This window comes from Candidatus Dependentiae bacterium (genome assembly GCA_018266175.1).
In the GTDB taxonomy this organism is placed as follows: Bacteria; Babelota; Babeliae; order Babelales; family RVW-14; genus JAFEAY01.
Window position 1 is genome coordinate 17981 of sequence record JAFEAY010000027.1, and the last position, 26364, is coordinate 44344.

Annotated in this window: 28 protein-coding genes and 1 tRNA gene; 28 read left to right on the forward strand and 1 reads right to left on the reverse strand. The window is 44.4% G+C overall.

Annotated elements, in window-relative coordinates:
- The first annotated feature begins 9 nt into the window (after nucleotides 1-9).
- The 27 genes from JST56_07145 (at nucleotide 10) to JST56_07275 (ending at nucleotide 25053) form a co-directional block, all read left to right on the forward strand.
- Nucleotides 10-567, forward strand: coding sequence for a DUF2815 family protein (locus tag JST56_07145; GenBank protein ID MBS1988734.1), 558 nt, complete (start codon nucleotides 10-12; stop codon nucleotides 565-567).
- Between the two features lie 52 nt (nucleotides 568-619).
- Nucleotides 620-686 (forward strand) — tRNA-OTHER (locus JST56_07150).
- A gap of 15 nt (nucleotides 687-701) precedes the next feature.
- Nucleotides 702-1175, forward strand: coding sequence for a hypothetical protein (locus tag JST56_07155; GenBank protein ID MBS1988735.1), 474 nt, complete (start codon nucleotides 702-704; stop codon nucleotides 1173-1175).
- A complete protein-coding gene (locus JST56_07160) occupies nucleotides 1172-1357 on the forward strand; it encodes a DUF3820 family protein (protein MBS1988736.1) in 186 nt (61 codons plus the stop codon). Before JST56_07155 ends, JST56_07160 begins: the two co-directional genes overlap by 4 nt.
- On the forward strand, nucleotides 1358-3310 hold the full coding sequence (locus JST56_07165) for a DNA polymerase (protein ID MBS1988737.1): 1953 nt from the start codon (nucleotides 1358-1360) through the stop codon (nucleotides 3308-3310).
- 137 nt (nucleotides 3311-3447) lie between these two features.
- Nucleotides 3448-4116, forward strand: coding sequence for a phosphoadenosine phosphosulfate reductase family protein (locus JST56_07170; GenBank protein ID MBS1988738.1), 669 nt, complete (start codon nucleotides 3448-3450; stop codon nucleotides 4114-4116).
- A gap of 26 nt (nucleotides 4117-4142) precedes the next feature.
- A complete protein-coding gene (locus JST56_07175; GenBank protein ID MBS1988739.1) occupies nucleotides 4143-6569 on the forward strand; it encodes a hypothetical protein in 2427 nt (808 codons plus the stop codon).
- A 282-nt stretch (nucleotides 6570-6851) separates the two neighbouring features.
- Complete coding sequence (locus JST56_07180) at nucleotides 6852-7130, forward strand: VRR-NUC domain-containing protein (GenBank protein ID MBS1988740.1); 279 nt, start codon at nucleotides 6852-6854, stop codon at nucleotides 7128-7130.
- The gene (locus JST56_07185) at nucleotides 7130-8530 is read left to right on the forward strand and encodes a DEAD/DEAH box helicase (protein ID MBS1988741.1); all 1401 of its coding nucleotides are present in this window, start codon (nucleotides 7130-7132) and stop codon (nucleotides 8528-8530) included. The genes JST56_07180 and JST56_07185 overlap by 1 nt, the downstream gene beginning before the upstream one ends.
- A gap of 17 nt (nucleotides 8531-8547) precedes the next feature.
- A complete protein-coding gene (locus tag JST56_07190; protein ID MBS1988742.1) occupies nucleotides 8548-8931 on the forward strand; it encodes a hypothetical protein in 384 nt (127 codons plus the stop codon).
- Nucleotides 8932-8945: 14 nt separating this feature from the next.
- Nucleotides 8946-9317: a hypothetical protein gene (locus tag JST56_07195; GenBank protein MBS1988743.1), complete on the forward strand. Its 372-nt coding sequence runs from the start codon at nucleotides 8946-8948 to the stop codon at nucleotides 9315-9317.
- Nucleotide 9318: 1 nt separating this feature from the next.
- On the forward strand, nucleotides 9319-9810 hold the full coding sequence (locus JST56_07200; protein ID MBS1988744.1) for a terminase small subunit: 492 nt from the start codon (nucleotides 9319-9321) through the stop codon (nucleotides 9808-9810).
- Nucleotides 9779-11140 carry a phage terminase large subunit gene (terL, locus tag JST56_07205; protein ID MBS1988745.1) on the forward strand — a complete coding sequence of 454 codons (1362 nt, stop codon included), beginning with the start codon at nucleotides 9779-9781 and terminating at the stop codon, nucleotides 11138-11140. The genes JST56_07200 and terL overlap by 32 nt, the downstream gene beginning before the upstream one ends.
- A gap of 70 nt (nucleotides 11141-11210) precedes the next feature.
- The gene (locus JST56_07210; GenBank protein MBS1988746.1) at nucleotides 11211-12617 is read left to right on the forward strand and encodes a phage portal protein; all 1407 of its coding nucleotides are present in this window, start codon (nucleotides 11211-11213) and stop codon (nucleotides 12615-12617) included.
- An 83-nt stretch (nucleotides 12618-12700) separates the two neighbouring features.
- Nucleotides 12701-13534, forward strand: coding sequence for a hypothetical protein (locus JST56_07215; protein ID MBS1988747.1), 834 nt, complete (start codon nucleotides 12701-12703; stop codon nucleotides 13532-13534).
- A 7-nt stretch (nucleotides 13535-13541) separates the two neighbouring features.
- Nucleotides 13542-14984, forward strand: a complete 1443-nt coding sequence (locus JST56_07220) for a phage major capsid protein (GenBank protein MBS1988748.1) — start codon at nucleotides 13542-13544, stop codon at nucleotides 14982-14984.
- Between the two features lie 2 nt (nucleotides 14985-14986).
- Nucleotides 14987-15196, forward strand: a complete 210-nt coding sequence (locus JST56_07225) for a hypothetical protein (protein ID MBS1988749.1) — start codon at nucleotides 14987-14989, stop codon at nucleotides 15194-15196.
- A 210-nt stretch (nucleotides 15197-15406) separates the two neighbouring features.
- Entirely contained in the window at nucleotides 15407-15694 is a 288-nt protein-coding gene (locus tag JST56_07230; GenBank protein ID MBS1988750.1) for a hypothetical protein, read from the forward strand.
- 80 nt (nucleotides 15695-15774) lie between these two features.
- Nucleotides 15775-16248: a hypothetical protein gene (locus tag JST56_07235; GenBank protein MBS1988751.1), complete on the forward strand. Its 474-nt coding sequence runs from the start codon at nucleotides 15775-15777 to the stop codon at nucleotides 16246-16248.
- Nucleotides 16249-16262: 14 nt separating this feature from the next.
- Nucleotides 16263-16808 carry a hypothetical protein gene (locus JST56_07240; protein ID MBS1988752.1) on the forward strand — a complete coding sequence of 182 codons (546 nt, stop codon included), beginning with the start codon at nucleotides 16263-16265 and terminating at the stop codon, nucleotides 16806-16808.
- 32 nt (nucleotides 16809-16840) lie between these two features.
- Nucleotides 16841-17803, forward strand: coding sequence for a hypothetical protein (locus JST56_07245; GenBank protein ID MBS1988753.1), 963 nt, complete (start codon nucleotides 16841-16843; stop codon nucleotides 17801-17803).
- A gap of 24 nt (nucleotides 17804-17827) precedes the next feature.
- On the forward strand, nucleotides 17828-18094 hold the full coding sequence (locus JST56_07250; protein ID MBS1988754.1) for a hypothetical protein: 267 nt from the start codon (nucleotides 17828-17830) through the stop codon (nucleotides 18092-18094).
- A gap of 26 nt (nucleotides 18095-18120) precedes the next feature.
- Complete coding sequence (locus JST56_07255; protein MBS1988755.1) at nucleotides 18121-18615, forward strand: hypothetical protein; 495 nt, start codon at nucleotides 18121-18123, stop codon at nucleotides 18613-18615.
- A 45-nt stretch (nucleotides 18616-18660) separates the two neighbouring features.
- Entirely contained in the window at nucleotides 18661-19428 is a 768-nt protein-coding gene (locus JST56_07260) for a hypothetical protein (GenBank protein ID MBS1988756.1), read from the forward strand.
- Nucleotides 19415-22258: a hypothetical protein gene (locus JST56_07265; protein MBS1988757.1), complete on the forward strand. Its 2844-nt coding sequence runs from the start codon at nucleotides 19415-19417 to the stop codon at nucleotides 22256-22258. The genes JST56_07260 and JST56_07265 overlap by 14 nt, the downstream gene beginning before the upstream one ends.
- A gap of 65 nt (nucleotides 22259-22323) precedes the next feature.
- Complete coding sequence (locus JST56_07270; GenBank protein MBS1988758.1) at nucleotides 22324-24420, forward strand: hypothetical protein; 2097 nt, start codon at nucleotides 22324-22326, stop codon at nucleotides 24418-24420.
- Nucleotides 24421-24510: 90 nt separating this feature from the next.
- Nucleotides 24511-25053 (forward strand): hypothetical protein, encoded by a 543-nt coding sequence (locus JST56_07275; GenBank protein ID MBS1988759.1) that lies wholly within the window; start codon nucleotides 24511-24513, stop codon nucleotides 25051-25053.
- Nucleotides 25054-25253: 200 nt separating this feature from the next.
- On the opposite strand, the gene JST56_07280 is transcribed toward JST56_07275, so the two are convergent.
- Nucleotides 25254-25526 carry a hypothetical protein gene (locus JST56_07280; GenBank protein MBS1988760.1) on the reverse strand — a complete coding sequence of 91 codons (273 nt, stop codon included), beginning with the start codon at nucleotides 25524-25526 and terminating at the stop codon, nucleotides 25254-25256.
- Between the two features lie 114 nt (nucleotides 25527-25640).
- Here JST56_07280 and JST56_07285 point away from each other — a divergent pair.
- Nucleotides 25641-26364: hypothetical protein (locus JST56_07285; protein ID MBS1988761.1), on the forward strand; the 724-nt coding region annotated here is incomplete at its 3' end.

Below are 26364 nucleotides of genomic sequence, written 5' to 3' on the forward strand. Positions count from 1 at the left end.
CAAAATAGAATGAGTACGCAAACAACTCCCGCACCTACTAAGGTGATCACAGGTAAAGTAAGATTCAGTTACCTGCATGTCTTTGAACCTAAAGCTATTGATGGCAGTTCAGACGCTAAATATTCCGTTTCTCTTATCATACCGAAGTCTGATACAGAGACGATCGAAAAAGTAAAAGCTGCTATCAAGTCAGCAACAGAAGCAGGTAAGGCCACATTTGGCAATAAGATTCCTGCAAATCTAAAAACTCCGTTGCGTGATGGCGATGAAGAGCGCCCGGATGATCCTGCTTATAAAGACGCCTATTTCATCAACGCCAACAGCAAGAACAAACCGGGGCTGGTTGATAAAGACCGTCAGCCGATCATCGATAAAGATGAAATGTACAGCGGCTGTTATGGCCGTGCGAGTGTAAACTTTTACGCGTATAACACTAATGGTAATAAAGGCATTGCTGCAGGCCTGAACCACCTGCAGAAGCTTGCAGACGGCGAACCTCTGGGCAATATCACGCGTGCAGAAGATGACTTTGCCGATGATTTCCAGGACGATGATCTTTTAGGGTAAGAGGGCATAAATGGTTAAAACAAAGAAGTAGCGGCTTTCGCGCCGCACTTATGGACGGATGGCTGAGTGGCTAGGCACCGGGTTCCCGGATTACGCAGGTTCGACCCCTGCTCCGTTCGCAAATAATATATTTTATGGCAACAAGTACAAGAAAAAAAAACACGGTGCCTGAAAAACCAAAGCCCCGTGAATATCATAATGCGTCTTTTGATCTGACGCACTTCATCAACAAAGTGGCAAGTGGTAAAGCCCTGACTGATATCACCGATGAAGACTTTGACGAGACATACGAAGAGGCTATTAAACGCCTGATTAATGAGATGGATGATTTCTATAAAGCCGCTTGGGACGCGAAGGATGATGCAGAATTGAAAAATGGCGAACTGGAAAAAGACCTGGAAAGCTTAAGTGCAGATGTGGAGAGGCTCGACGCTTATACAGCAGGCATCAGCGACATATCTACCATGGTAGGCGAACTGAAATTTGAAACCGATAACCTGCTGGATGCGCACACAATGGAGCTAGTAACTGAGCTGATGCAGAAAGTACCACCGGTAAAGCTGATAGAAATATTGCAAAACACATTAAAAGGAATTGATCTTTTATGAGCCAGCAAATCACGGATAACACGCCAATGCCTTTTGGCAGACATATCGGTAAGCCGATGATAGAAGTACCGGCTAAATACCTGCTTTGGCTTTTGAATGAAGGCTGTACCCATCAGGGCGTAAGAGAATACATTGTTTATAACCTGGATATCCTTAAAAAGGAAGCAGGAGAAAATAGATAAATGCGTAACCTGTCCATAGATATTGAAACTTATAGCAGCACAGACCTGAGCAATTGCGGGGTGTACAAGTATGTCGAAGCGCCTGATTTTGAAATACTGTTATTCGCCTATGCGTTCGACAATGAGCCTGTACAGCTGGTAGACCTTGCAAGCGGTGAGCAATTGCCGGCTGATGTGTTAGCAGCTTTGACAGACCCGAACGTGAAGAAAACAGCGCATAACGCCAACTTCGAACGTACCTGTATCGCTGCTTTCTTCGGCATTACGCTTTTAGCAGAGCAGTGGGAATGCACTATGGTTAAATCGGCTATGCTTGGTTTGCCTATGTCTTTGGAGCATGTTGCCAAGGCGCTAAGGCTGGAGCAGGAGAAAGGTAACGGTAAAGCTTTGATACGATTCTTCTCACTGCCTTGCAAGCCTACCAAGGCCAACGGCATGAGATACCGTAACCTGCCACATCATGAGCCTGCTAAGTGGCAGGATTTCAGGAACTACTGTGTGCAGGACGTTGTCGTGGAGCGCAGCATACGTAATAAGATATCGTTTTTCACTATACCGCCACAGGAAAAAAAGCTTTGGGAGCTTGACCAGCGCATTAATGACGAAGGTGTTTTGCTGGATCCTGTATTTATAGGCAAAGCTATTGAGATAGACACCGTACAGCGTACAAAGCTGACGGAAGAAGCTATCAGGCTTACCGGGCTGGATAACCCGAATAGCGCTGCGCAGTTAAAGCAATGGATAGGTGATGAGACAGGTGGCAACGTGGCCAGCCTTACCAAAGAAGTGGTGCCTTTATTATTAGAACAAGTCGGATCTGACGATGTAAAGAGGGTTCTGCAGATCAGGCAGGAACTTGCAAAGACCTCTGTTAAGAAGTATGAAGCGATGCTGGATTACATATGCCTGGATAACCGGGTTAGGGGGTTGATACAGTTCTATGGCGCAGGCCGTACAGGCCGCTTTGCAGGACGTGGCATACAAGTGCACAACCTGCCAAGGATGGAGGACGATTTTATTAAAAGCCTGGACGTTGCAAGATCATTGGTGCTGATGGGTGATGCAGAGATAGTAGAGATGATCTTCGGCAATGTGCCGGATACGCTATCACAGCTCATACGCACGGCGTTTATAGCTCCGGAGGGTAGCAGGTTCATCGTGTCTGACTTCAGCGCCATTGAAGCCCGTGTCATTGCATGGCTTGCGGGTGAAGTGTGGCGGTTAGGGGTATTCCGCACACACGGTAAGATCTATGAAGCGTCTGCCGCCCAGATGTTCAAAGTACCGATAGAAAGTATTAAGAAAGGTTCACCGCTAAGGCAGAAAGGTAAAGTGGCAGAGCTGGCATTAGGTTACCAGGGTGGCCCCAATGCACTTATTAAGATGGGAGCCTTAAAGATGGGGTTGGTAGAAGAGGAATTACCAAAGCTGGTAAAGATGTGGCGCAACGCCAATAGGAATATTGTGTCTTACTGGGATGCTGTGGGCAATGCGGCTATCGAAGCTGTAGACAGTGGCGAACCTCAATTGATAAAGCACGGTATCAGGTTCTTTGTCGAAAAGGATATCCTGTTTATAGAGCTACCAAGTAAACGCAGGTTGGCTTATATGTCACCTCGCTTAGTGCCCGGTAAATATGGCCCTGTGCTTGTATTCATGGGTATGAACCAGACGACAAAGCAATGGGGCTTACAGGAAACTTACGGCGGTAAGCTGGTAGAGAACATCGTGCAGGCTGTTGCCCGCGATTGTCTTGCCGAAGCAATGCTGCGGCTGGATGCCGCAGGCTATAAACTGGTGATGCATGTGCATGATGAGGTAGTGCTGGAAATGCCTTATGGTAAAGGTAGCACGGAAGAAGTAAATCATATCATGAGCCAGCCAATGCCCTGGGCAAAGGATCTACCGTTAACAGCTGATAGTTATGAAACCGTGTATTATAAAAAAGATTAAAGATGATGACAATAGACGAGAAAGAGCGATTGATTAATGACCTCATTGCAGAGACCGATAATACGACTATCAAAGACTATTTAGAAACGTTGGTCGAAATAGAGCAGGTATTAGGGAGTATAAGTAATAACTAATATATGGAGTTAGTAATTAATTTTTCAGGGGGGAAAGATAGTTGCGCAATGCTTGCGTATTTATGCGATAAATACCCTCAAATTAAAAAACATGTGATTTTCGCTGATACTGGATGGGAGCATAAAGGTGCTGAAGATTGGTGCAGAGCAATTGTAGAGAGCTTTGGTCTTGAATTAGTGGTTGTTCGCAATCCCAATAAAACATTTTTAAGTATGGTGCAAAACCGTGGAAAATTTCCTGGTATGAAGCATAGGCAGTGTACTAGTGATTTGAAGCGAGGCCCCATACAGACATGGATACGGAACAACTGCGGGCCTTTAGTGATTAATTGCATGGGATTGCGTGCATCTGAAAGTCCTGCACGGGCTAAAAAAAGAAAATTATATAGGAGTAATATGACCAATAGTAAAAGAACGGTTTGGGATTATTTACCGATACATACTTGGTCTGATCAAGATATATTCGGATATCTAGAAACAAAAAATATTCCCTTACATCCAGTATACTCCTATTTAAAAAGATTTAGTTGTAGAGTCTGTATTTATATGAGTACGAATGACCTATTAGCTGTAAAACAAAATGATCCTGAAGCCATTAGTATAATATCTGACTTAGAACAACAGATCAATTTTTCATTAAAACAAGAGGGGTTTTTAGCTGAGATTTTATAACATATCCCTAATAAGAGAAGAGACTTATGCCTATTGAATTAACGCACGACGGTTCGATCGATATTGCCACCGGGCGCAGCCGCAAAGAGCTGCATTGGAAGAACAAAGAAACCCTCTGGTCTGAGCTTATAGATAAGCTGAGTACTACCCATTATACCGCGGAGACACATGCTGAGTATGTTGCATCAAAGAAGCAGCGCCAGGACGAGATCAAAGATATCGGCGGCTTTGTGGGTGGTTACCTGAGCAGTGGCAGGCGTAAGCAGGGCAATGTGTTACACCGCCAGCTGGTAACGCTGGATATAGACTTCGCACGTCCGGGTATCTGGGATGATTTTATGTTGCTATATGATTGCGCAGCGGTGGTCTATTCTACGCATAAACATACATCTGTAAACCCTCGTTTACGTTTGATCCTGCCATTGGACAGGGCTGTACAGCCTGATGAATATGTAGCTATCAGCAGGCGCATTGCCGGCGATCTTGGTATCGAGTATTTCGACCATACTACCTTCGAGCCTTCTCGCCTGATGTACTGGCCGTCTACCTCAAAGGACGGTGAGTATTTCTTTGAATACCAGGATGGCCCCTGGATATCTGCCGATGCCTTGCTGAAGACCTACCATAACTGGAGGGATAGCAGCGAGTGGCCTGTGAGTGAGAAATACAACACGATCATCCAGAACGCTATTAAGAAACAGGGCGACCCGTTGGAGAAATCAGGTGTTATCGGTGCTTTCTGCCGTACATACTCCATAGAAGAAGCAATTGAGACCTTCCTTGCTGATGAATATACACCCTGTGCAGTGGAGGGCCGTTATACATACAAGCATGGCAGCACCTCCGCGGGGTTAGTTATTTATGAACACAAATATGCTTACTCGCATCATGGCACAGACCCTGTAAGCGGTAAGCTGTGTAATTCCTTTGACCTGGTACGCCTGCACAAATACGGCCTGAAAGATGAAGACGCCCGCGAAGGTACGCCGGGTAATAAACTGCCATCTTACACGGCTATGGTGGAGTTTGCCGCTAAAGACCCTGAAGTGCGTAAACTATTAGGCGCGGAGCGCCTTGCAGAAGCTCACCAAGATTTTATAACTGTTGAGGATGAAACAGAAGAACCGGTATCTGATGAGTGGCTAGCAAAATTGGATGTTGACAAGAAAGGTAATTTCCGCAGCACGATAAATAACATTGTGCTGATCCTTGAAAATGATGGGGTGCTAAAGGGTAAACTGGCATTGAACACATTTGAACAACGGGAGGTATTTCTTAAGAACCTGCCATGGCGTAAGATCACACCGGTAACAAAGTACATGACCGATAAGGATGACGCCGGTATCCGTCACTACATAGAGACAGCCTACAGCGTTTCAGGTATCCAGAAGGTGAAAGATGCTATTGACATGGTGATGATGCGTAATAGCTTCCACCCTGTGCGTGATTACCTGGATGGCCTGCAATGGGACGGCCTGCATAGGCTCGATACTTTGCTGATAGATTACCTCGGGGCTGATAGTTCGGATTATGTAAAAGCAGTGACCCGTAAAGCCCTTGTCGCAGCAGTTGCCCGTATCTACAAGCCGGGCATCAAGTATGATTATGTGCTAACACTGGTAGGTAAACAGGGCATTGGTAAGAGCTCCATTATTAAGAAGCTGGGTAAGGATTGGTATTCAGACTCCTTTGGCAGCATACAAGGTAAAGAAGCTTTTGAACAGATTCAGGGTGTATGGCTGGTAGAGATAGGTGAGTTGGCCGGGTTGCGTAAAGCGGACCTGGAGACAGTGAAGCATTTTATCAGCAAGCAGGAAGACCGTTATCGTGTAGCCTATGGCAGACGTATAGAGAATTTCCCCCGGCAATGCGTGTTCTTCGCTACTACCAATAACCGTGACTTTCTGCGGGATCCTACCGGTAACCGTCGTTTCTGGCCCGTAGACACTTTGGTACAGGAGCCTGTAAAAAATGTATTTACCGATTTAACCCCCAAAGAGGTTAGCCAGCTATGGGCTGAGGCGGTAGCACTATATAAAGCAGGTGAGCCTTTATTTCTTGATGAGAAGCTGGAAGCAGAAGCGTTTAGCATTCAGCAGGATCATAGCGAGAAAGATGAGCGCGTAGGCGCCATACAACGTTATTTGGATATGCTGGTGCCTGATAACTGGGAGGATATGACGCTATATGAACGTCGTGCTTTTATGGCTGGTGACGATCTGCAGGCAGAAGGTATAAGGATGCGTGGACAGGTATGTGTTGCAGAAATATGGTGTGAATTATTGCGCGGGGATAGCAAGGATATGACTGTTAATAACACCAAATACATCCATGAGATCATGCAGAATATGGAGGGGTGGGCGAGAGCAAAAAGCAACAGGAGATTTAAGTTTTATGGACCTCAAAGAGCCTATTACCGCGTAGAGAATCAGGACGAAAAAGTGCCAAAATAGTGTAAACACGAAGTCTTAAAAGTGTAAACACGATTTTCCATAAATGTAAACACGATAAACACGAAAAATAAACACGAAAAGTAATTGTGTTTACAGTATAATAATTGACAATCAATAATTTAACTCATGTGTAAACACGATAAACACGAAAATCGCTATTTAGTAAATAAGTATGAATTAGAGAGTAAAATGTGTGTACGTAACCGCCTAAACGCACGTATACGCGTATGTAAGAAATTCGTGTTTATCGTGTTTCGCGTTTACAGCCTATAAAAAATAACAATGAACAACCAGGAAAAATATCTAGAGAAAAAGCTGAGAGACCGCGTAAAGGAAAAAGGCGGTTTGGCTTTGAAGTTCGTAAGCCCGGCTTATACAGGTGTGCCTGACAGGATTGTACTGATGCCCGGAGGTAAGGCAAGGTTTGTAGAACTGAAGACCGAAGGCAGAACACCTTCTGAGCGGCAGAAACTGGTGATAGCAGAATTGCGGAAGTTGGGATTTTCTGTTTCTGTTATAAGCACCAATGACCAATTAACCGAATTTTTAAACTGTCTGTAATGCGATACACACCGCACCAATACCAGGATTTTGCAACAAAGCATCTGATAGATAACCCCGCAGCAGGTTTGTTTCTTGAAATGGGTTTAGGTAAAACTGTATCAACACTCACTGGCATAGATGAATTGAAATACAACCGGCTGGAAGTGGATAAGGTTTTAGTTGTAGCGCCTAAACGAGTAGCCGAAAGCACATGGAAAGAAGAGATCGAGAAATGGGACCATCTGAAGCATCTGAAATTGTCTTTAGTGCTTGGTAGTGAAAAGGAACGCAAGCACGCATTACAGCAACAGGCAGACATCTATGTGATCAACCGGGAAAACCTGGTATGGCTGGTAGCTTATTATGGCGGAGCGTGGCCGTTTGATATGGTAGTACTGGACGAGCTGTCTAGCTTTAAGTCACCTAAGTCTGCGAGGTTTAAAGCCATGAGGCAGGTAAGGCCTAAAGTGAAACGTATCGTCGGCCTGACGGGCACACCCGCCCCCAACAGTTTGTTAGATCTCTGGGCGCCCATGTATCTGTTGGATATGGGTGAAAGATTGGGTAAAACTATCGGCAGCTATAGGGATAAGTATTTTAAGCCAAACAGACGAAACGGCCATGTGGTGTATGACTACGTGATAAAGAAAGAAGACAAGTTGTTAGGTGAAGATATTTACGTGAAAGAGATCTATGAGAAAATAGGGGATATCTGCATCAGCATGAAGGCCAAGGACTGGTTAAACTTACCGGAACGAATGGACATCGATGTTCCTGTGCATCTGAGTCCGGTAACGCAGAAGTTGTATAACGATTTTGAACGTACGCAAATATTGGCTTTAGGCGACCTGGAGCACATATCAGCAGTAAATGCAGGGGCTCTAACTAACAAGCTACTACAGTTTGCCGGCGGCGCGATCTATAAAGATGACGGATATCATATTGTGCATGATGAAAAGCTGGACGCACTGGAAGAATTGATTGAAGACAATCCGAATGAAACGATACTGATCGCCTACTGGTATGAGCACGAATTAGAAAGGCTAAAAAAGCGGCTAGCTAAATACGGTGCCGAAACCTTTAAAGGGGATGAGACCAAACGTCGGTGGAATGAGGGCAAGATCCGTATCCTGCTGGCGCATCCCGCGAGTGTTGGACACGGATTAAACCTGCAATATGGTGGCCACGTACTGATCTGGTATAGCCAAATATGGAGCCTAGAGCTATATCAGCAGTTTGTAACCCGACTAGACAGGCAGGGACAAGTTTTTACAGTTCGAAACTATCGGCTTATAGCGATGAACACGATGGACCAGGATGTTATCAAATCACAAGACTTAAAATCAGGAGGCCAGGAAGCCTTAATGCAGGCAGTAAAAGCGAGAATACAGAAGTACCGGAACGCGGTAGCAGCATAAAACCAAAACACAACAACATGGATAAGAACAAATTACTGAGAACGATTATTGAGACTGTAGCCACTATGCAAAATGTAACCCCTGAGGATATAGGAAACGCCAAATGGCAAAGCAAGCGATGGGGGATAAGCCGTCGATGCCCCACAAAAATAGCGATCGCAAAGCAGATCGTGTGTTACCTGTCGGTCAAATACCCCATCCGTTTTGAATTACTGAAAGTAGGGGATATTGGTTTGGCCGTGGGGCATAAAGATCATAAGAGCGTTAGAAAATATTACAAGATCACGGCTAATCGGATGGATGTAGATATGGATTTCTGTACAACAGTACTGGATACCGAACAACTTTTTCTGAAAAACGTAATGTGCGTCTATAACAACTTTTCCGGGGTAAATAGCTAATCTACTTTTGTTGTATGGGATTTACTAATCCAAATAAGATTTTCATTCGTCCGCTGCATTTGCAGGAGATAATCGATGCTTACCCTGTAGGTAGTACAGAAGCTACAACAGCGGCGTCTATCAAAGCGGACCTTGAAGCACTGATTAACTCAGGGGTTAACGATGTAACAGATCCTGATAACCCGATCATATTCGACGCACGCACGATCGTAGATGCGAAATGCGGGGGCAACGGGTATTATAGCAAGCAGGAAGATACCCAGAACGAAGCAGACGCGGATGTGAAACGTCTTTGCAATAGTTGCGGAGCCTGGGGTAAAGTGTCGGTGTCCAATACGCCGATCAAAACCTGGACAGTTTCTGAAGAACCTAAAACGGAGGTATAGCATGGGGGCTTTAAAAGACAAACAAGAGATTTTTTGTAAGGAATATCTGAAAGACCTGAATGGCACACAGGCAGCGATAAGGGCGGGATATAGCGAAAAGACTGCGAACCGTATTGCCTCTGAGATATTGTCGAAACCTGTCATACGTACGCGTATCAAGGAATTGATGGATGAACGCAGCAAGAATATTCTCATAGATTCTGAATACGTAGTAAGCTCACTGATCAATGTCGCTACCCGCTGTCAGCAGGGTGAGCCCGTAATGGTATGGGATCCTGAAGCAAAGTGCATGAAGGAAACAGGAGAATGGCAGTTTGACAGTACAGGTGCTAACAGGGCCTTAGAGCTAATAGGCAAACACCTGGGTATGTTTACAGAGAAAGTGCAGCATAGCGGCAACGTGAATACAGGCGGGGTGAACGAAGAACAATTCGCAAAACTTTTAGAGATAGCGAGGAGTAATGCAAGAACTGCACCCGGTAAAGGCAAGTGAGTGGATAAAATTCACCGAAGAAGATAAGGCCCTGCTCAAGCAATGCGGGGCCGTTCCTGTAAATGATATCTTCTTTCCTTTCTGGAACAGCCGTGCACGTATCAAGCTCCTTTATGGTGGATATGGTTCCGGTAAATCGGTGGACATCGCTGATAACCTTATCAATCAAGCCCTTAACGATAAGTACTTTAAATGCTACTACGGCAGAAAGATCTTTGATACTGTAAGGGGCTCCTGCTTCGAAACGCTGTATGAACGCATAGAAGATCACGGATTGCAGCAGTATTTCAGCTATAGCCCTGCACCAACATCGACCATGATTATCCAGTGCGTCAACGGTAATAAATTTATCCCGTTTGGCTCTGATAAGCCTGATAAGTTAAAATCTATCAAAGACCCGACGCATATTTGGTGTGAAGAGTTTGATCAGTTTGAGGATGGCGACGGTGAGAAACAAGGAGATTTTCAGTTACTCTTCCCAAGGCTCAGGACAACAAAAGCAATAACGCAATTCATTGGCTCCTTCAACACAGCGCCGGTGATGCCTAACCATTGGGTATTAAAGTACTTTTTCCCCGAGCTGTATGTTGGTGAAAAGGCAAAGATCGATATCCTTGATGGCATTGATATACAGAAGATTTTTGCTAATTACTCTGATAACTATTTCATCAACCAGGAAGAGTATTATAAACAGTTGGTTCTCGCTTCCGGTGGAGATACAAAGCTTTTAGATGCGATTGCTAAAGGTGATTGGGGGGCAGCTTCGGAAGGACTGCTGTTCCCTTTGAACGAGTTAAAATTCTATGAGCCTTCCGCTATTGCTACAGCCAAAGCCGAATATCTGTACATACCTGTCGATCCTGCTGATAAGGGCGGCGACTTCTACGCCGCTTTGAAATGTCTGCTCATAGGCAATAAGGTTTACATCACAGAAGTGATTTTCAACAATGATGGTACCGACGTGAATATCCCTGCAACTGTTGATATGGCTACCGGCAACAAAGCTGATTTTGTTGAAGTCGAGGGTAACAGTGGCTGGGTTATTGCCGGCAAGGATATCAGGAAGGATATAAACGAGCGGATGCCGGAATGTGAAGTAAGGATCATCAAGCCTTATACTGCTAAAGAAACCCGCATATTAGCGATGAGCTCCTGGGTAAAGCACAACGTATACTTTAATCCTGAATACAGAGGCAATAAGCAGTATACAGCTTTTATCAATAACGTTACCAATTATCGCAAAGAGGGAAAGAACCCGCATGATGACGGACCGGATGTTCTGGCGCAATTAGGGGCTTTTTTCAAGTCTACATTTTCCCATCTCTGGTAGTGCGTCTATAGCAATTTGCCAGCCCTTTTTTAAGATTTCACTTTTGTATCGGGTGAATACCTGATATCGAATGCGCATAGGACCTTTTAACATTTCGTGGGGTTACAAACAACTGGAAAGCCAGAATGCCTGGAAACAGGATCTGGGTAAGTACATATCCTGCCTGTCCGGTGGCTATGCCGCAGCGAACATGATAAAGCTCTTTGAAAGTATACCTGAAGTCTTTGCCCCTATCGACACCATAGCCGGAGCGGTATGTGCTGCCGAATGGCAGTTGCGCCGTATCAAAGATGATGAGGTCGTATATGACAACAAGGTCTGGAACCAGCTATACAACAAGCCAAACTGGAAACAGGACTGGAAGAAGTTGGTGTATAATGCTATCGTGTACAAATACGTAACGGGCAATCGCTATATCTACGCTTATGTACCGGAGACGCTAACTGTCAAAATGGCTAATGTGGTAAACTTATGGCTACTACCACCACAATACACTACCACACGCATTAAGCCCAACCGGCCTAATTACCTGCAAGCTACCGGCGCGTCTGATCTGGTGGAGTATTATGACTTTCAGGCAGGACGTGATAGGCTGAAGATAGCTCCAGAAAATATCCTGCATGATGCTTTTGTAGACATTAACCCTGCGGTGTACGAAAACGGTATTGCGGCTGATTTCCTTGAAGGTGTGAGTCCTTTGATCGCCTGTCACTACCCTATGAGTAACCTCATGGCGGTATATGAGGCAAGGAATGTCATCTATGTGAAACGTGGCTCGTTAGGCTTTTTAGTCAGTAAGAAAGGAGACGCATCAGGATTGATGGCGTTAACCAAGACCGAGAAAGAAGAGCTGCTTAAAGATTATCATAACACCTACGGGCTAAAGCACGGTAAAAGCCCGATCGCTATCACATCGCTACCCGTAGATTTTATAAGAACTGGCCTGAGTATCCAAGAGCTGGAACCATTTACCGAAACAGATGCTTCCTCAGATGCAATATATGCAGCGTTGCGTGTACCTCGTGAACTAAAGCCGAGATCTGAAGGCGCTACGTATGAGAACCAGAAGCAAGCAAAGCGCGGCCTGTTTACTAATGTGGCGATACCTGAAGCGATGCAGTTGGCTGTGTTGTTCTCCACCATCCTGAAGCTTAACGATGAAGGTTACTATCTGTATCCTTCTTTCGACCACGTAGAAGATCTACAGGAGAACAAGAAAGAGAAATCTGATGTGGATTGGCGTAACAATGAAACAAACCGTGTTCGCTTTCAGCATGGTATCATAACACTGGATGATTGGATAGTGGCATCTGGATTAGAGGCTACTAACATACCGCTTTACACGAAACGAATATTTGAAATGACACCCGAAGAACAGGCTATGGTAAAAGCCATAATCAGCGTGAAGGGTGGTGGAAATAGTAGTGGTAACGCAAATGACGGTAACAATGCACAAGACCAAAACCAAAATAACTAAGCCCGCTGTAGACAAAGAAGCCCTTCAGGCATCTATTGCAGAAAAGCAGGCGGCTATAAAGGGCAACAAAATCGTAACCAAAGATGAAAAGGATCATCATACCAGATAATCTGAAGGGCAAACAGCTGTTTGACTTCCTTATTGAGCATAAGGCACTCCTTATCGCTCAGAAGAAAGGCATTTTAAAATGTTGTGAGCCTGTTAGCTATGCGCCTGCGCTATTTACCGTAAAGGAAGATAAGACAATAAAGGCTGCTACTGCCAATGATCTGCCTGATGATATCGGTTCGCTGCGTGTGAAAGTGGTATGTAATGCCGCTCTTTGGTGTGATAGCGCTATGGATGTATTGTTTCCTGACTGCTGGAACAAATCCATGAAGGAGCGCAAAGGTATGATCCCTCACATCTTTGACCATAATCACAGTATTGAGGCTATTGTTGGTGATGTGCAAGCCCTTTATGCCGAGGAGGTACTGTTAAAAGACTTGGGCCTTAAAGAAGCCGGATCTACACAATGCCTCATCATGGAAAGCGACGTGCAGGAAGCCTACAATGAAAAGGTATTCCTGATGTACAAAAAAGGCCATGTAAAACAGCACTCTATTGCCCTGATGTATGTGAAGATAGAGCTGTGTATTAACGATCCTGATTATGGGGTTGAGCATGACGCATGGAAGAAGTATTCCGGTAAAGTTATCAACCAGGATCTGATTGAAGCTAAGGGCTATTTCTGGGCCGTTACCGAGATAAAGCTCTATGAAAATTCTGCCGTTCTGTTCGGCGCAAACGAGTTAACACCGACGCTTGATGTATCTGAGAGCACTAAGAATCAGCCGCTGAAAAGCACTGAGGAGGAGCCGCGAAAGAAAGGCACATCATTCGATCTTAAATCAATAATGCAAACAATTAAAAACTAATTCAGTAATGAAAAGGATTAAACTGAAAATCAATCGCGGCTTAAAACGTGCTCTTATCGTTTCCAGCATATTAGCTACTATTGCCGTGTCGTCTGCAAACGCTAAAGCGGCAGGCGTTAAACTAATGGGTACGTCCCTTGCCCTGGTTAGCGTAGCAGCTAAACTGAAAAAGGCTAAAAAGTGGGATGATCTCGACGAAGGTACCCAGCAATTCATTGAGCTGCAGGATGAGCAGGCTAAAGAGCTAAATGGTGAATTGGAAGCCATCAAAGAAGCCAAGGAGCAACTGGAAGCAGATGCCAAGGAAGCTAAAGAAGCTGCTGAAAAGGGCAACAAAACTATTGAAGAGCTTCAGGAATCTGTAAAGAAACATGCTGCACTGTTCGATCAGTTGAAAAACCGTGTTGAAGGCGTGGATAAAACAGGCGCTATCGCTAAGGCTCTGAAAGAGAACGAAGCGAAGATCAAAGCTTTCCTGGAAGGTGGTAACAAATCCGGTAAGCTGGAGATCGAAGTAAAAGCTGCGCAAACTGCGGCAGATATCCAAACACATACCATCGGCGATTATGCACCAGGTATCGGCCAGATCCCGGTAAGGCAGGCAGCTATTGAGCCTCTGTTCCCTGTAGTAAACACCTCTAAGGAGTTTATCAAATACATGGATCAGGAATCAGTTGTGCGTGATGCTAAAAACGTTGCCGGTTGTGCTGCTTCTAACCATAACACAAAGCTGGAATGGAAAGAACGAAACATCCAGATCACAAAGGTTCGTGATTTTCTGGATATCTGCCAGGATATGATGGACGATTACGATTTCGTAGAAGGTGAAGTTCGTAACCTGATCGACAGTTCTGTTACGCTGAAGGTAGACGCAGGCCTGTTAACTGACGATGGTGTATATCCTAACCTGCACTCTGTAGACGAAGCAGCTTCTGAGTTCGATGCTGCCAATACATTAGGTAATACCATTGATCCTTGGGCTGGATCTGTACAGGAACCTAATATGTTCGACCTGGTTGTCGCTATGGCCTCTCAGATCATCGCTTTGGGCCAGGATAACAGCTACATGCCTAACGTAGTGCTTTGGAACACTATTGACAAGTATAAAAATATGCTTGTTAAGGATAAGAACAACCAGTACCTGCTGCCTCCGTTCGTGGTGAAAGTAGGTAACACAGAGTACACCATCGATAACATGCGTGTGGTTACAAGCCCGATCGTGCCTGCAAATAGCTGCTATGTGTTTGATAGCACCAAAGCTACCCTGTACAATCGTCGTGGTATTACTATCGAATTGTCTTATGAAAATAACGACAACTTCGAAACTGAAACAGTTACAATGAAGGCTTACCGTCGTATGAACCTGCTGATCCGTAACGTGAACAAAAATGCGTTCATGAAATGCTCAGATGTGGCTGCTGCGCTGGTAGCATTGAAAAAAGCTGAATAATTATGCGACACGTAAAATTCATTAAGGCTCACCCTGTCGGCATACCAGAAGGTAAAGAGGCAAAGATGACGCCTACACATGCACAACGTATGGTGGATGCCGGATATGCTGAATACATAGACGGTAAACCGGGTGAGCCTACCCAAAACACGGCAACCTCTGAAGATAAGGCCGCAAAGCCTAAATCAAGCAAGGGTAAGCCCAAAGCGTAAAACTATTGTTCAACATTCAATTTTAACTAAATGAAAAAAATACTTGTTCTCGCTACTGGCCTGCTTATCTGTGGAGCCTATGCAGCATCCGCTCAATCGAAGGCTACAGAGACTGCCGGTGCGGCGGTAGCTCCTTATAAGGACACTAATACAAACGCACAAACCAACTGGTATTATCTGCCTGATAAATACACTGTGGGCACAAATGGCGTGTTCTCTGTTCAGGCAGTGGCCACTAAGGTAAGTGCTGCATCGTTTGGATCGTACTACTTCATAATGCAAAGCACCGTGGATGGATCGCATTGGAATAACCTGGAATGCCCCTGTGCTTTTGGCGGCGTTACTACCACACAGGATAGTGTTACTATCGCTAATGCTTCCGGGGATCAATCTGCGCAATGGCACTGTACCGGGGTAAAAGTAAAACAGGTACGAGTCGGTGCGATATCTACCGGAACATTGGTTTTTGGCAATCAAATATTAGGTATAAAAGACTAATGTTCGTAGACAACTCATATTTCTTTGGGGAAACGCACATAGCCCAGCTCGGACAGAAAACCGTTCGTAACAAGGTTGATATGTTCATCACTAAGTACGAACAAAAGTATCTGAATGGCGTGCTGGGCTATGCATTCTCCAAGCTCTTTACTGATGGTTTAGCTGCTGATCCGGTTGAAGATCGCTGGACAAAGCTGAAAGAGGGGGATAGCTACGTTGATGCAAATGGTGTTACACAACAATGGACTGGATTTATAACGATCGACGAGGCCAATCCGATTGTAAACTATGTTTACTACTGGTTTACCAGGGATAATGCATCCAAGACAACGCCTACCGGGGAAAGGGAAGATGAGGAGAATGGCGCTGTAAACGTTTCCGGAGCAAGTAAGCAAAGCCGCGGTTGGAATGAAATGGTACAGCTAAACTGTGCGCTACATGATTTCCTGCTCAACAAGAAAGATGTTAACGGCATTTTGGTATACCCCGAGTTTACAACAGATTGCCGGTTAGACACCGATTTGTTTCACCCTATCAACATATATAATCTCTGATGGAGTTAGTAGAAATGATAGGGCAAGTTGTTCAGGCTGTTTCCTGTGAAATGCTGGAAACCTTGAAAAAGGTCGATAGCGATATCAGGACTATTAATTATCAATATGGCCCGGCAGCTCAACTAAAAGAAACTCTGAAGCAATTCGATGAGGATAGATCCAAATGTTATGAAAAATATCCGTTGATCTTCCTGGTAACGCCATTTGTTGAGAAAGAAGGTGATGGCCCCGGAAGCTATAGACGCGCAATGCCTAAGATAGGTATAGCGCATCATACTACTGACGATCTGAAGTCTTCAGAACGCTATGAACGTTCCTTCCGTAAGGTCCTGTTGCCGTTGTACGATTGCTTTATTGAGCAATTGTTAGCATCAGGCTATTTCCCGGTAAGGAGTGAGCGAGATCTGAAACTGTCGCGTTCTATCAGGGATGATATTGGCCGCAGGCCTTTCCTAAACATAAGCGGGGCATCTTCAGATTATATTGATGGTATTGAGATCACGAATATAGAGTTGCCTATTATTCAAACGTCGTGCTGCATGTCAGGCGATTTTCATTAAAACTATTTTTTAACGCTTTCAATTCTAATACAATGATAGAAGTTCCTTGCATCAGGTCGAACAAAAATACAGGCAAGCCTGATTGTCCATTTGATCCTTCCGTTTGGCTTGGGTTTTTCCTTGCCCCATTAGGCAACGCAAAAATACCCGCCGCAAGCCGCGTAGACCAGGACACCTTAAAGGCGTTTATTAACGCCCAACTGCAGCACAATAACCCCGCGCTTCGCTGGCACCATATTGGCCGTCTGGAAGACTGGGTTGATAAATCTACTGCTGTACAGACACAAACATTGCCTAATGGTGTGATGGTAGCAACAGATCGTATGCATCTGGCCGGTGAATACCAGATCATTCAGGGCGGTAAATACTATCACCAGGCGCTTATCAGCTTTAACAATCAGCCTCAGAACTATCTTCTTTTCCCTTACGACCGCAACAATGTGTTGATGGGTACCGAAGATATTGATATTGCACAGGATATGACGGGCTATACTTTGTCTATGCTCTTCGCGTACGACTATAAGCCTGCCACATCAAAAGCGGTTTCTGAGTACAAAGGCATGATCGCTTTTGAAAATGCCGCTGAGATGAACGAAAACTTCTTTGCCACCAAGTGCAATTTTGATCTTACCAAGCTCAAAGGCGTACAGGATGTGGAGATCGTAGCTACTCCCGGCACTGCGGATGGTCAACATGTACTGAAGCTGTACACTGGAGGCCGCACGCTTAATATCGTTAAAAGTCTGGGAACTGCGGCTGCTACAGCTACTAACTTTCTATTCACCAACAAAGCTACAGGCGCTACGGTGACTTTCACGGCGGCATTATCTGCCGATGGCGAAAGCGTAGTACTCAGTGCAAGCCTTGCAGACACAGACTACGTGGATGGAGCAGATATGCTGATAACATTGAATACTGTAAGCCAGTTGGCAACAAACGGGCTGAAGTATTTTGAGGCTATCGCACCGGCAACTGTTGTAGCCACTAACCCGTAATTGTTAACATTCTAAAAAAGCAATATGCAACAAACACATTTTAGGTTCGAAGGCGTACACTGGCCTTTATCTTTCTTCGAAGATTACCAGGACGAGACCACATTTTTAGCCAAAGCAGGCAAGCAGCATTATCAGAATGTATCCGCAGAACAGCGTGAAAAGATGCTTAAAGAGGTTTGGAAACAAGCCAATGACATCAAAGCCGCTAATGAGGCAGATGCTGTACCAGCTAAAAAGGTAAAAAATACACCTGCAACTAAGCAGGACGACAAGCAAACAGAGGGTAAATAAGCCCCTTATTATTGATCTGTAAAGGGGTGCAGCAGTGTACCCCTTTATTACGTAAGATTATGGGTTGGATCAGCAATTTCGAGGCATTGTATGATAGCTGGGCCGGTATTGACCTGCGCAAAGAAAGCACGCAGGCCGCTGCTGACCATGAGAAGGAACTGGCCGACCTCAACCGTAAACAGCTGTACGAAAAAGGTGAAACAGCCAATGGTAAGAAGCTGAAGAAGTATAAAAACCCAAAATATGCGCGCGTAAAGCATCAAATGAACCCATTACCGGGCCTTGGAAACCCCGATTTCAGGCTTACGGGAGAGTTTCAGGAGAGTGTTTTCAGTGATGTAAGGGTTGATGGTAAGATCATATTTGATGCTTCTGATCCTAAAGTGGAGTTCCTGGTAGAGCGTGATGGTGAGAGCATCTTCGGCTTGCAACCTGAAAACGAAAAAACAGCATGGGCGGATATCTTAAAACCGCCTGTGGTACTAAAAATAGCCCAGTTGACGGGCGCAAAACTGAAATAATGAGCGATTGCATCCATTGTAACAACTCCGAGTATAAACGTAAGTATGGCGACATCGAAAAAACAAAAGAAAAAGCTAAGACCTGGGCACAGGCAAACGGATACACAGGAACGCTTGTCATCGTCCAGAACCCCAGCCGCAACTCCTATGGATTCCGAAAACCAGACTGCGATTGCCTCACCGGGGCTAATGCACTCACCGAAGTGGACCGTATATACATCGATTGAGCAGCTGACACTGGATAGATTCATTGATTGTGTGTGCGATAACAATATGCAGCGGTTGGTTATTGACGGCGATCCCTCACCTGCGGATCTTGCAGAAGCATGGATTGTCATTAAAAGCCAGCATCTGGAGAATATGAATGACGCCAAATCCAATTTTCATATCGTCAATGGTGTGGAATTTCACCGTTTCCAGCTCAAAAGGCTGGCTGTTGAAGCCTTACTATACCTGCTGGAGAAAAACGGCTATGATGAAGAGCTTATCGACCTTTTACGCGACGAGGAATACGACTATCCCTTTACTGAGGAGACATACCAGGAAGATATTATTAAGGTGCGTGGCGAATTAGGCTCAGAAAGCCTTGATGTAGAAAGCTATCTGCAGCAAACCGGTGAAGAATCGCAGACGCCCACAAAAGAAGTGTTTTATAAGTCACTGATGGCGCTGCAGAAGCATTTAGGGCTCTGCACGGGTATGCCACCAAGGAAAGCAGCCGCTGAACTTACCGTTTATGAGTTCGGTATGGCGTGTAAAGAATATAATAAACTGGCGAAAGCCACAAATCCACAAGAAAATGTCAACGCTTGATGTAGATAAACTCATCCCGGAACCGGCCAAGGAAGACCTCAAAGAGGTGGTTGCCCTGCTCGGCGTAGCCAGAGATACAGTCATAGAGCTTGCAAAAGAGAGCCGTAATATCCGTTTTGGAGGTTCGTCAGATGGTACCACACTAGCTACTGCTGTTAAGCAAATCGATACCTATCAGCAAAAGCAGGATGAGCTTACCGTATCGCTTAAAGAGTATCAAAAGTTGCAAGACCAGCTCGTTATCACTCAGGCTAAACTAAATGCTTCAGAAAGTGAAGCAGCTAAGAATCTTGCTACTCTTAAAATATCGCAACAAGAGCGGAATGCACAGTTAAAGCAACAAGCAGAACTGGAAAAAGCAGCGTCCAACAGTATCGACGAAGCACGCGCCAGGGTTAAGCAAATGACCACAGAACGTAATGCTTTAAATCTTGCAACCACAGAAGGCAAAGCCCGGCAGAATGAACTTAATGCAGAGATTGACCGCTATAATGCCTTCATAAAAGAGAACGTAGATAAATACCAGCAGCAAAAGATCAATATAGGTAATTATTCTGGGGCTCTTACCATTTTAGAGCAGGAGTTGCAACGTGTAAGGCAAGCAATCGATCAAAATAATAATTCAGGCGAACAGCATACCACCACTATCATTCAATTGCAAAAAGAAGAGGCGCTTCTTACTCAATTGGTCGAGAACCAGGCGGCAGGTTTTGCTTCTGCTACCGGAGAGCTCCGCAATAATCAAAACGCGCTCATGGCTATGCAAGCAGCAGGGCTGGAGAATACTGAGACATTTAGGTTATTACTTGCAGAAACAGCGGAGTTAAAGGATAGAGTGGGGGATTTAAGAGCCGAAGTAAAACACTTATCATCTGATACACATACGTTAGACGGACTGGTAGGTACTGTGCAGTTACTGGCAGGCTCTTTTGCTATTGGCACAGCAACGGCAGAACTTTTTGGTCAGAACAATGAGGATCTTCAAAAAAGCATGCAGAAGCTGCAGGCGGTAATGACGTTGGTAGTAGGCGTACAACAGATAGCTAATGCTCTTCAGAAAGAAAGTAGCACTATGTTATTTCTTAATGAGATACGGACAAAAGCGGTCGCTGCGGCTCAATGGCTGTGGAATTACGCTACACAGGCCACAACAGCCTCCATGACTGCTTTACGAGGCATATTAATAAGTACCGGGCTTGGCGCTATCCTTGTTTTGATATCTTCTACAGCCGCCGCAATGGCTAAGTGGGGGGAAGAGACAGATAAGGAGACAGAAAAACTACAAGCGTTAAATGAACAACTTAAACTTCAAAAACAATACCAGGATGATCTCATTGAAGGTTATAAACAGCAGAGTGATGAAATTATTGCTCAGATGGAAGCTGAAGGTGCTACGTCGTCGGCTATCCGTAAACAAAAAGAGGAAGATGCAAAAGCAGTTGTGGAGTTACAAAAGGAAAGTCTTGATAAGGCAAATGCCAACCTTGAAAATTACGAGGCGATAAAGAAAAAATTATCCAAGGATGGGGAAAAACCATCTGAAGAACAGGCCAAAGCCTATAATGATGCTGTAGAGATACAAAAACAAGCATCGAAGTCTCTTTCTGATGCGCAGCACGCTCAGGTGATGCTACATTACCAGGATATAAAAGAGGAAAAGGATGAAGAGAAAAAGGCTGCAGATGATGCAAAAAAACTGTTGGAAAAAAGGCAAAAGGACTACCAGGATTATCTCCAGAAGCTGAGAGACCTTCGGGCTGCATTTAAAAATGACACAAAGCCGGATATTGAGAAAGATGACTATGTAGCACAGCAAAAAGCTGAGTTAGAGAAGCTCGTGAAAGTTTATGACGAGGCGTTTAAGAAAGTTGGAGCGACCATGGACGACCATAATACCGGTGTTGTTGAAGGCGCTAAGACCGTAACAGAGAATGAAACGGAAGAATTAAGCAACCGCCTGCAAATACAAATAGACTTCGCCAAAAAGCAGGAAGAAATTGACAAAGAAGTTGCGGAAAAAAAGAAGAAATATCTGGAAGAGGAAAAGGAATTATGGAAGAAAGCTGGAGATCAGGCCATTGATACTGGAGCGGCGATCGCTAAATCGATTTATGACCAACAGATACAGGCGCAGGATGATCTGTTGGCGTCTCTGGACGCTGAAAAACAAAAGAAGATCGACCTGGTCAATACTGAAGTGATCAGTCAGGATGAGAAAACCCGCAAGATCGCTCAGATAAACCTTGACTATGCTCAACAACAGGAGGCTATTGAAGCGCGTAAGCGGGAATTACAACGACGAGAGGCACAATTTGAGAAAGCCGCATCTATAGCCAGTATCATTGCGAAAACAGCTGAAGCGGTCGTTTCTGCGTTAAAGATCCCGATATATGGAGAGGCTCTCGCCATAGCACATGGTGCAATTGGTGCGCTGCAGCTTGCGAAAGTGGTGGCAACTCCGCTGCCGGCGTATGCCAATGAAACTCCTGTTGGTGGTCACCCCGCAGACGGCCCGGCTTTGGTTGGTGAGGGTGGTAAACCAGAGGTTGTGACTACAAAGAATGGATCCTTCATAGCAGATAGGCCGATGATTGTAGATCTGGAGAAGGGTGATACCGTGAAGCATCTGGATAGATATACAGACGCGATGCTGATCCCGCTCCTTAAGACAAGAAATAAGTCGGATGATCTTCAGATTTCCTTTCAGAAGCATACCGATCAGATGATGTCAGGCCTTAAAAATGTAGCGAAGGCTATCGAAAGAAAGCCAGTACCATCACTACATATCGTCGGCGGGCAATGGTCTAACTACATAAACAGTAAACTGTAATGGACAACTTCAAATATGCACTGGTTGACGAGAATGGGAAATACTATTATACTCAGGGAGACCGCGTGCTTGTACAGGATGATCCTATATATGCGCATGAATCTCCGGTATCATGGAATACTACCGAAATTAAGATCGAAAGAAAGATTACTGAGTTTGGTCTTGTCCGGGTGTACACATTACCTGCTGAGTTCGGCTTAAGTATGGGGCAAATATTGCGTTGTCTAGTCATTGACAAAGGATATGAGGCTTATGCCAAGCTGGTGATCCTGAAACGTAAAAGCTATACTCAGGGATTTCAATTATTTGCTGAAGCAGAAGTTGATTTTACAAAGTATATGGATTCCCGTGAGGGTAAATGGACCGTTACCGTTAACCTCATGGACAATGGTATTGCAGAGTTCCTGAAGTCGATAGAATCTACAATATATGAGATCCCCCTTACCGATAATGACGCCATTGTTGTTAATATGGATGGAACAGAACTGCAAAATAAAGCTACCTGGGGTGTAACCAATGGTACAGATCCCAGTAATAATCCTTGTCTCGGCCATGTATTAGATACAACACTAATAATCGTAGAGTCGCTTAATCAGTTGGATGTGCGTTCACAGGGGTGGTTTAAATACTCAAACCCAACTACTCAAGTATTTGGGCAAGGTAAGCATATATACCAGGCTTCAACTGATCGGCAGGTTACAGTCGATTTTGATTTTGGATTACAGATATCTGATGGCAGTGCTGGAACGGCCGACTTCTCCACTACAGGTGTTAAAGTATATTTAGCAAAACGGACAGCAGCTGGTGTTAACTCTACTGTTCACGAGTTTATCAATGAGACGAACAATGTAACATATTTTGGAACGCATTTTCATGTATCCGGATCCTTCAATTTTACTCCTGGTGTAGGAGATCTGTTTTACCTAGTAGCGAATGTATATGATCTCGGTGGTAGTGGTGTGCCTTCCATTAATGTTGTGAACTGGAATTATGATGCCAATAGCTCTATCACCTTTGAGTATTTCGACAGGGTACCGGCAAACGACACGAATTGCCTTCGCTTCTTTCATGTATTAAAGAAGGTTATCGAGAAAGCCTCGAATGGCAAATATACCCTGCAAAGCAATATTCTTACTGCTGCAGGGGCTACACAGCAAGATTACAATATAAACATCAACAATATCCCATGGCATACAGTTTTAACCTCAGGGGATGCGCTCCGAGGCCTGGACAATCCTGTCATGAAGGTATCTTACGCCATGTTACGGGATTTTGTGTTGAATACTTGGAGTTGTGGGGTGCAGGCCGATGGTAATATGTTACGAGTAGAGAAGTTAAAGACCATCTTCAACAAGGACAATATCGCAGTAACTGTTGAAGACGTTACTAATTTCAAGCTCTACGCGGCAGCTGACCTGCTGGTTAGTACTGTAACCATTGGATGGGAACCACAGACTTATGATCTGTTGAATGGTAAGGACGAGTTCAACACCAGCCAGCAATATAAATTACCCGTTCGTCGGCCTACAAATGAGCTAAAACTTGTCAATTCTATCAGGGCCGACATGTATGGAGTGGAATATATGCGTTATAACAGGTACCTGAAGCCTACTACGGATAGTAAATTTGATAACAACATCTTTGCACTGGAGATAGACCCCTTTAAAACCAACGGTAAATACAATTTGCTTCGCAGGCAAGGTATAAAACAAGGCCTGATATCGGCAGATACCGCTTATAACTTTGGCCTGTCTCCCAAGAGCTGTATGATCCGCAACCTTGCTTACATCTATAGCTTGCTACCTAATACCGTCGATGGTACGATCACTTTCCAGACCACAGATAAAAATTATGAAGTAAAAACGGCTTTCTTTGGCCCTATTGTAGATGAAGATGCCAATATACCGGTAGCCTCATTTCCTAATAGGCCATCCCTACCGCTGTTCAAGCCGTGGTATATTGAGTTTGATTGCCAGCCCCCTACTACGCTCATTACAGCCATAATGGCAAACCCTTACTCTGTGGTGAAGGTGAAATATAAGGGCGTGTACTACAAAGGCTTCATTGTTTCAGCCGGTATAAAGCCGGCTCAGAACGATATTTACCAGTTCAAACTGTTGTTAACACCGGATACCGATCTATCAACATTGAAAAATATATAACTTGCACCAAATTATTATATGAAACTTTTTCCCCTCGTTGCCGTCTGCTTGTTTTCTCTTCCCTGTACCGCTAAGCTTAACGTTGATCTGATGGCTGGTATCGGTATGAATAGCAACCCCAAACATGATGGGCATTTTTATTCTAAATCAACTTCTACACCCGTTAATTTTGCTGGCGCTGTAAATGTGTTGTACGGCTTCAAAAAATGGGAGATTGGCTTCAATTCAACTATCCAACCCATAAATATCAGATATAATAACGTCCGTTATACTTACGGTAATCCGGCTACTAGCTTCCAGGCTATTGCATACAGGCATTTTTCTATTGTCAGGGTAGGATTGTCAGCCGGTTATATTAACGGGAACATAAAAGAAGGTAAGCTGCAGTTTGAAAACAAGGTATTAACTTCGGTTTCCTATTCTTTTAAAGGAGGTATTACTGCCGGCATTCATGTTGGTATAGATAAATACTTCAGTAAAAATATCGCTGTTTTGGCAGATCTATCCTACAATTTGGCTGTGTTTAATCATGACGGATTGAATTATACAGATATTAATGCCCAGCCTGTAAAAGGTTTGAACGTTCATTACTTCTATTATAACGCTCTCGTTGGAGTGGGATTTAGGATATAAGGATGTGCGTCTATAGCATTTTTATCCCCTGTCAGCCCAACGGTAATTTTGTTTAATGGGCGGTAACATTATTTTGCCGGTAAACATGGCAGAGTTCAGGGAAGCACTAACAAATTTCCAGGACAGCATAAATAAACTGCGGGATTTCGAGTTTATTATGCCGGATGGGAGTAAAATATCTGCCGATGATGATAAGGCGTTCAGCGATCTTTGTTTAAATGATCTATCAGAGGTGTCAAAACGGTTGTTTCAAACTCCTTACAGCACACTTTCTGAATAATGTATTTCATTTTCGGCGTTATGTCAACAATTACTTCATTTTCAAAAGCCGGGTGCGAATCGCATTGTGTTGATTGAACGTTTTTAGTCAACAGGTCAATATGTTTTTGCATATGCCCTTCTATGTAGGAATCAACCTGGTTAATAATACCTCCTTCCTTGCCCAGCTTGCGGGTAACAACGAACTTTATCATATTATATTTTGTTTGGCAAAGCAAATATAACACACAGGGGTCTTTTAGGCCCCTGCACTTTATTGCGTCTATAGCATTTTTATCCCCTGTCAGCCCAACGGTAATTTTGAACCGATGGCTGATAAGATCACGTATTTCCCCCCGATAAACAATATCAGGATGGCGCCTTACAACAAGGCCCTGCCAACTGCTTTTCATTATCACCAGTTCGATAAAGCTCCGTTCATACAACAGCAGCAGCGTTTCAACCTGCAACAGTACTATTGTCAAAAGGTGCAATTCACAGATCCTCAGAACTTTTGGTTCTATAGCAACGGCGTAGTAACCGTTACCCTATGTTCTGTAGATCCCTATACCGGCAAGCTTACTACGGTTGCAACTCTTAGCCATATAGATTTTGCCCCGCCGATCACTTCTTATCAATTCCCCTATACGGCAGATAACGGCCAGACCTACGATCTGGATGTGCACGGGTACCTGCATAAGTTCATTTCAGGCACGCATCCTGAGGGCTATTACTGCTTTTTCGTACACGTACACTACCAGGATCCCGATAATGAGGAGGATGTAGCCGATGAGGACTATATCAGTGAGGTAATGTGGCTGCGTGCCAGCCATCCCAAAACGGTCCGTATCCGTTACCGCAATTCTTATGACGCTTTCAATATCATGTGGGAGCGTTTCGGCATGTCCTTTTTCCTGCGTTTTGATAGCAACTGGATGACTATGGAGCCTGCCAGCGATGATGTTGTATTCTCTGACCAGGATGATAATGTCCGCAGGCTATACGGTAATCCCTACAGGGTATTCAAGCTTAATATCGGCGGTAATTACGGTG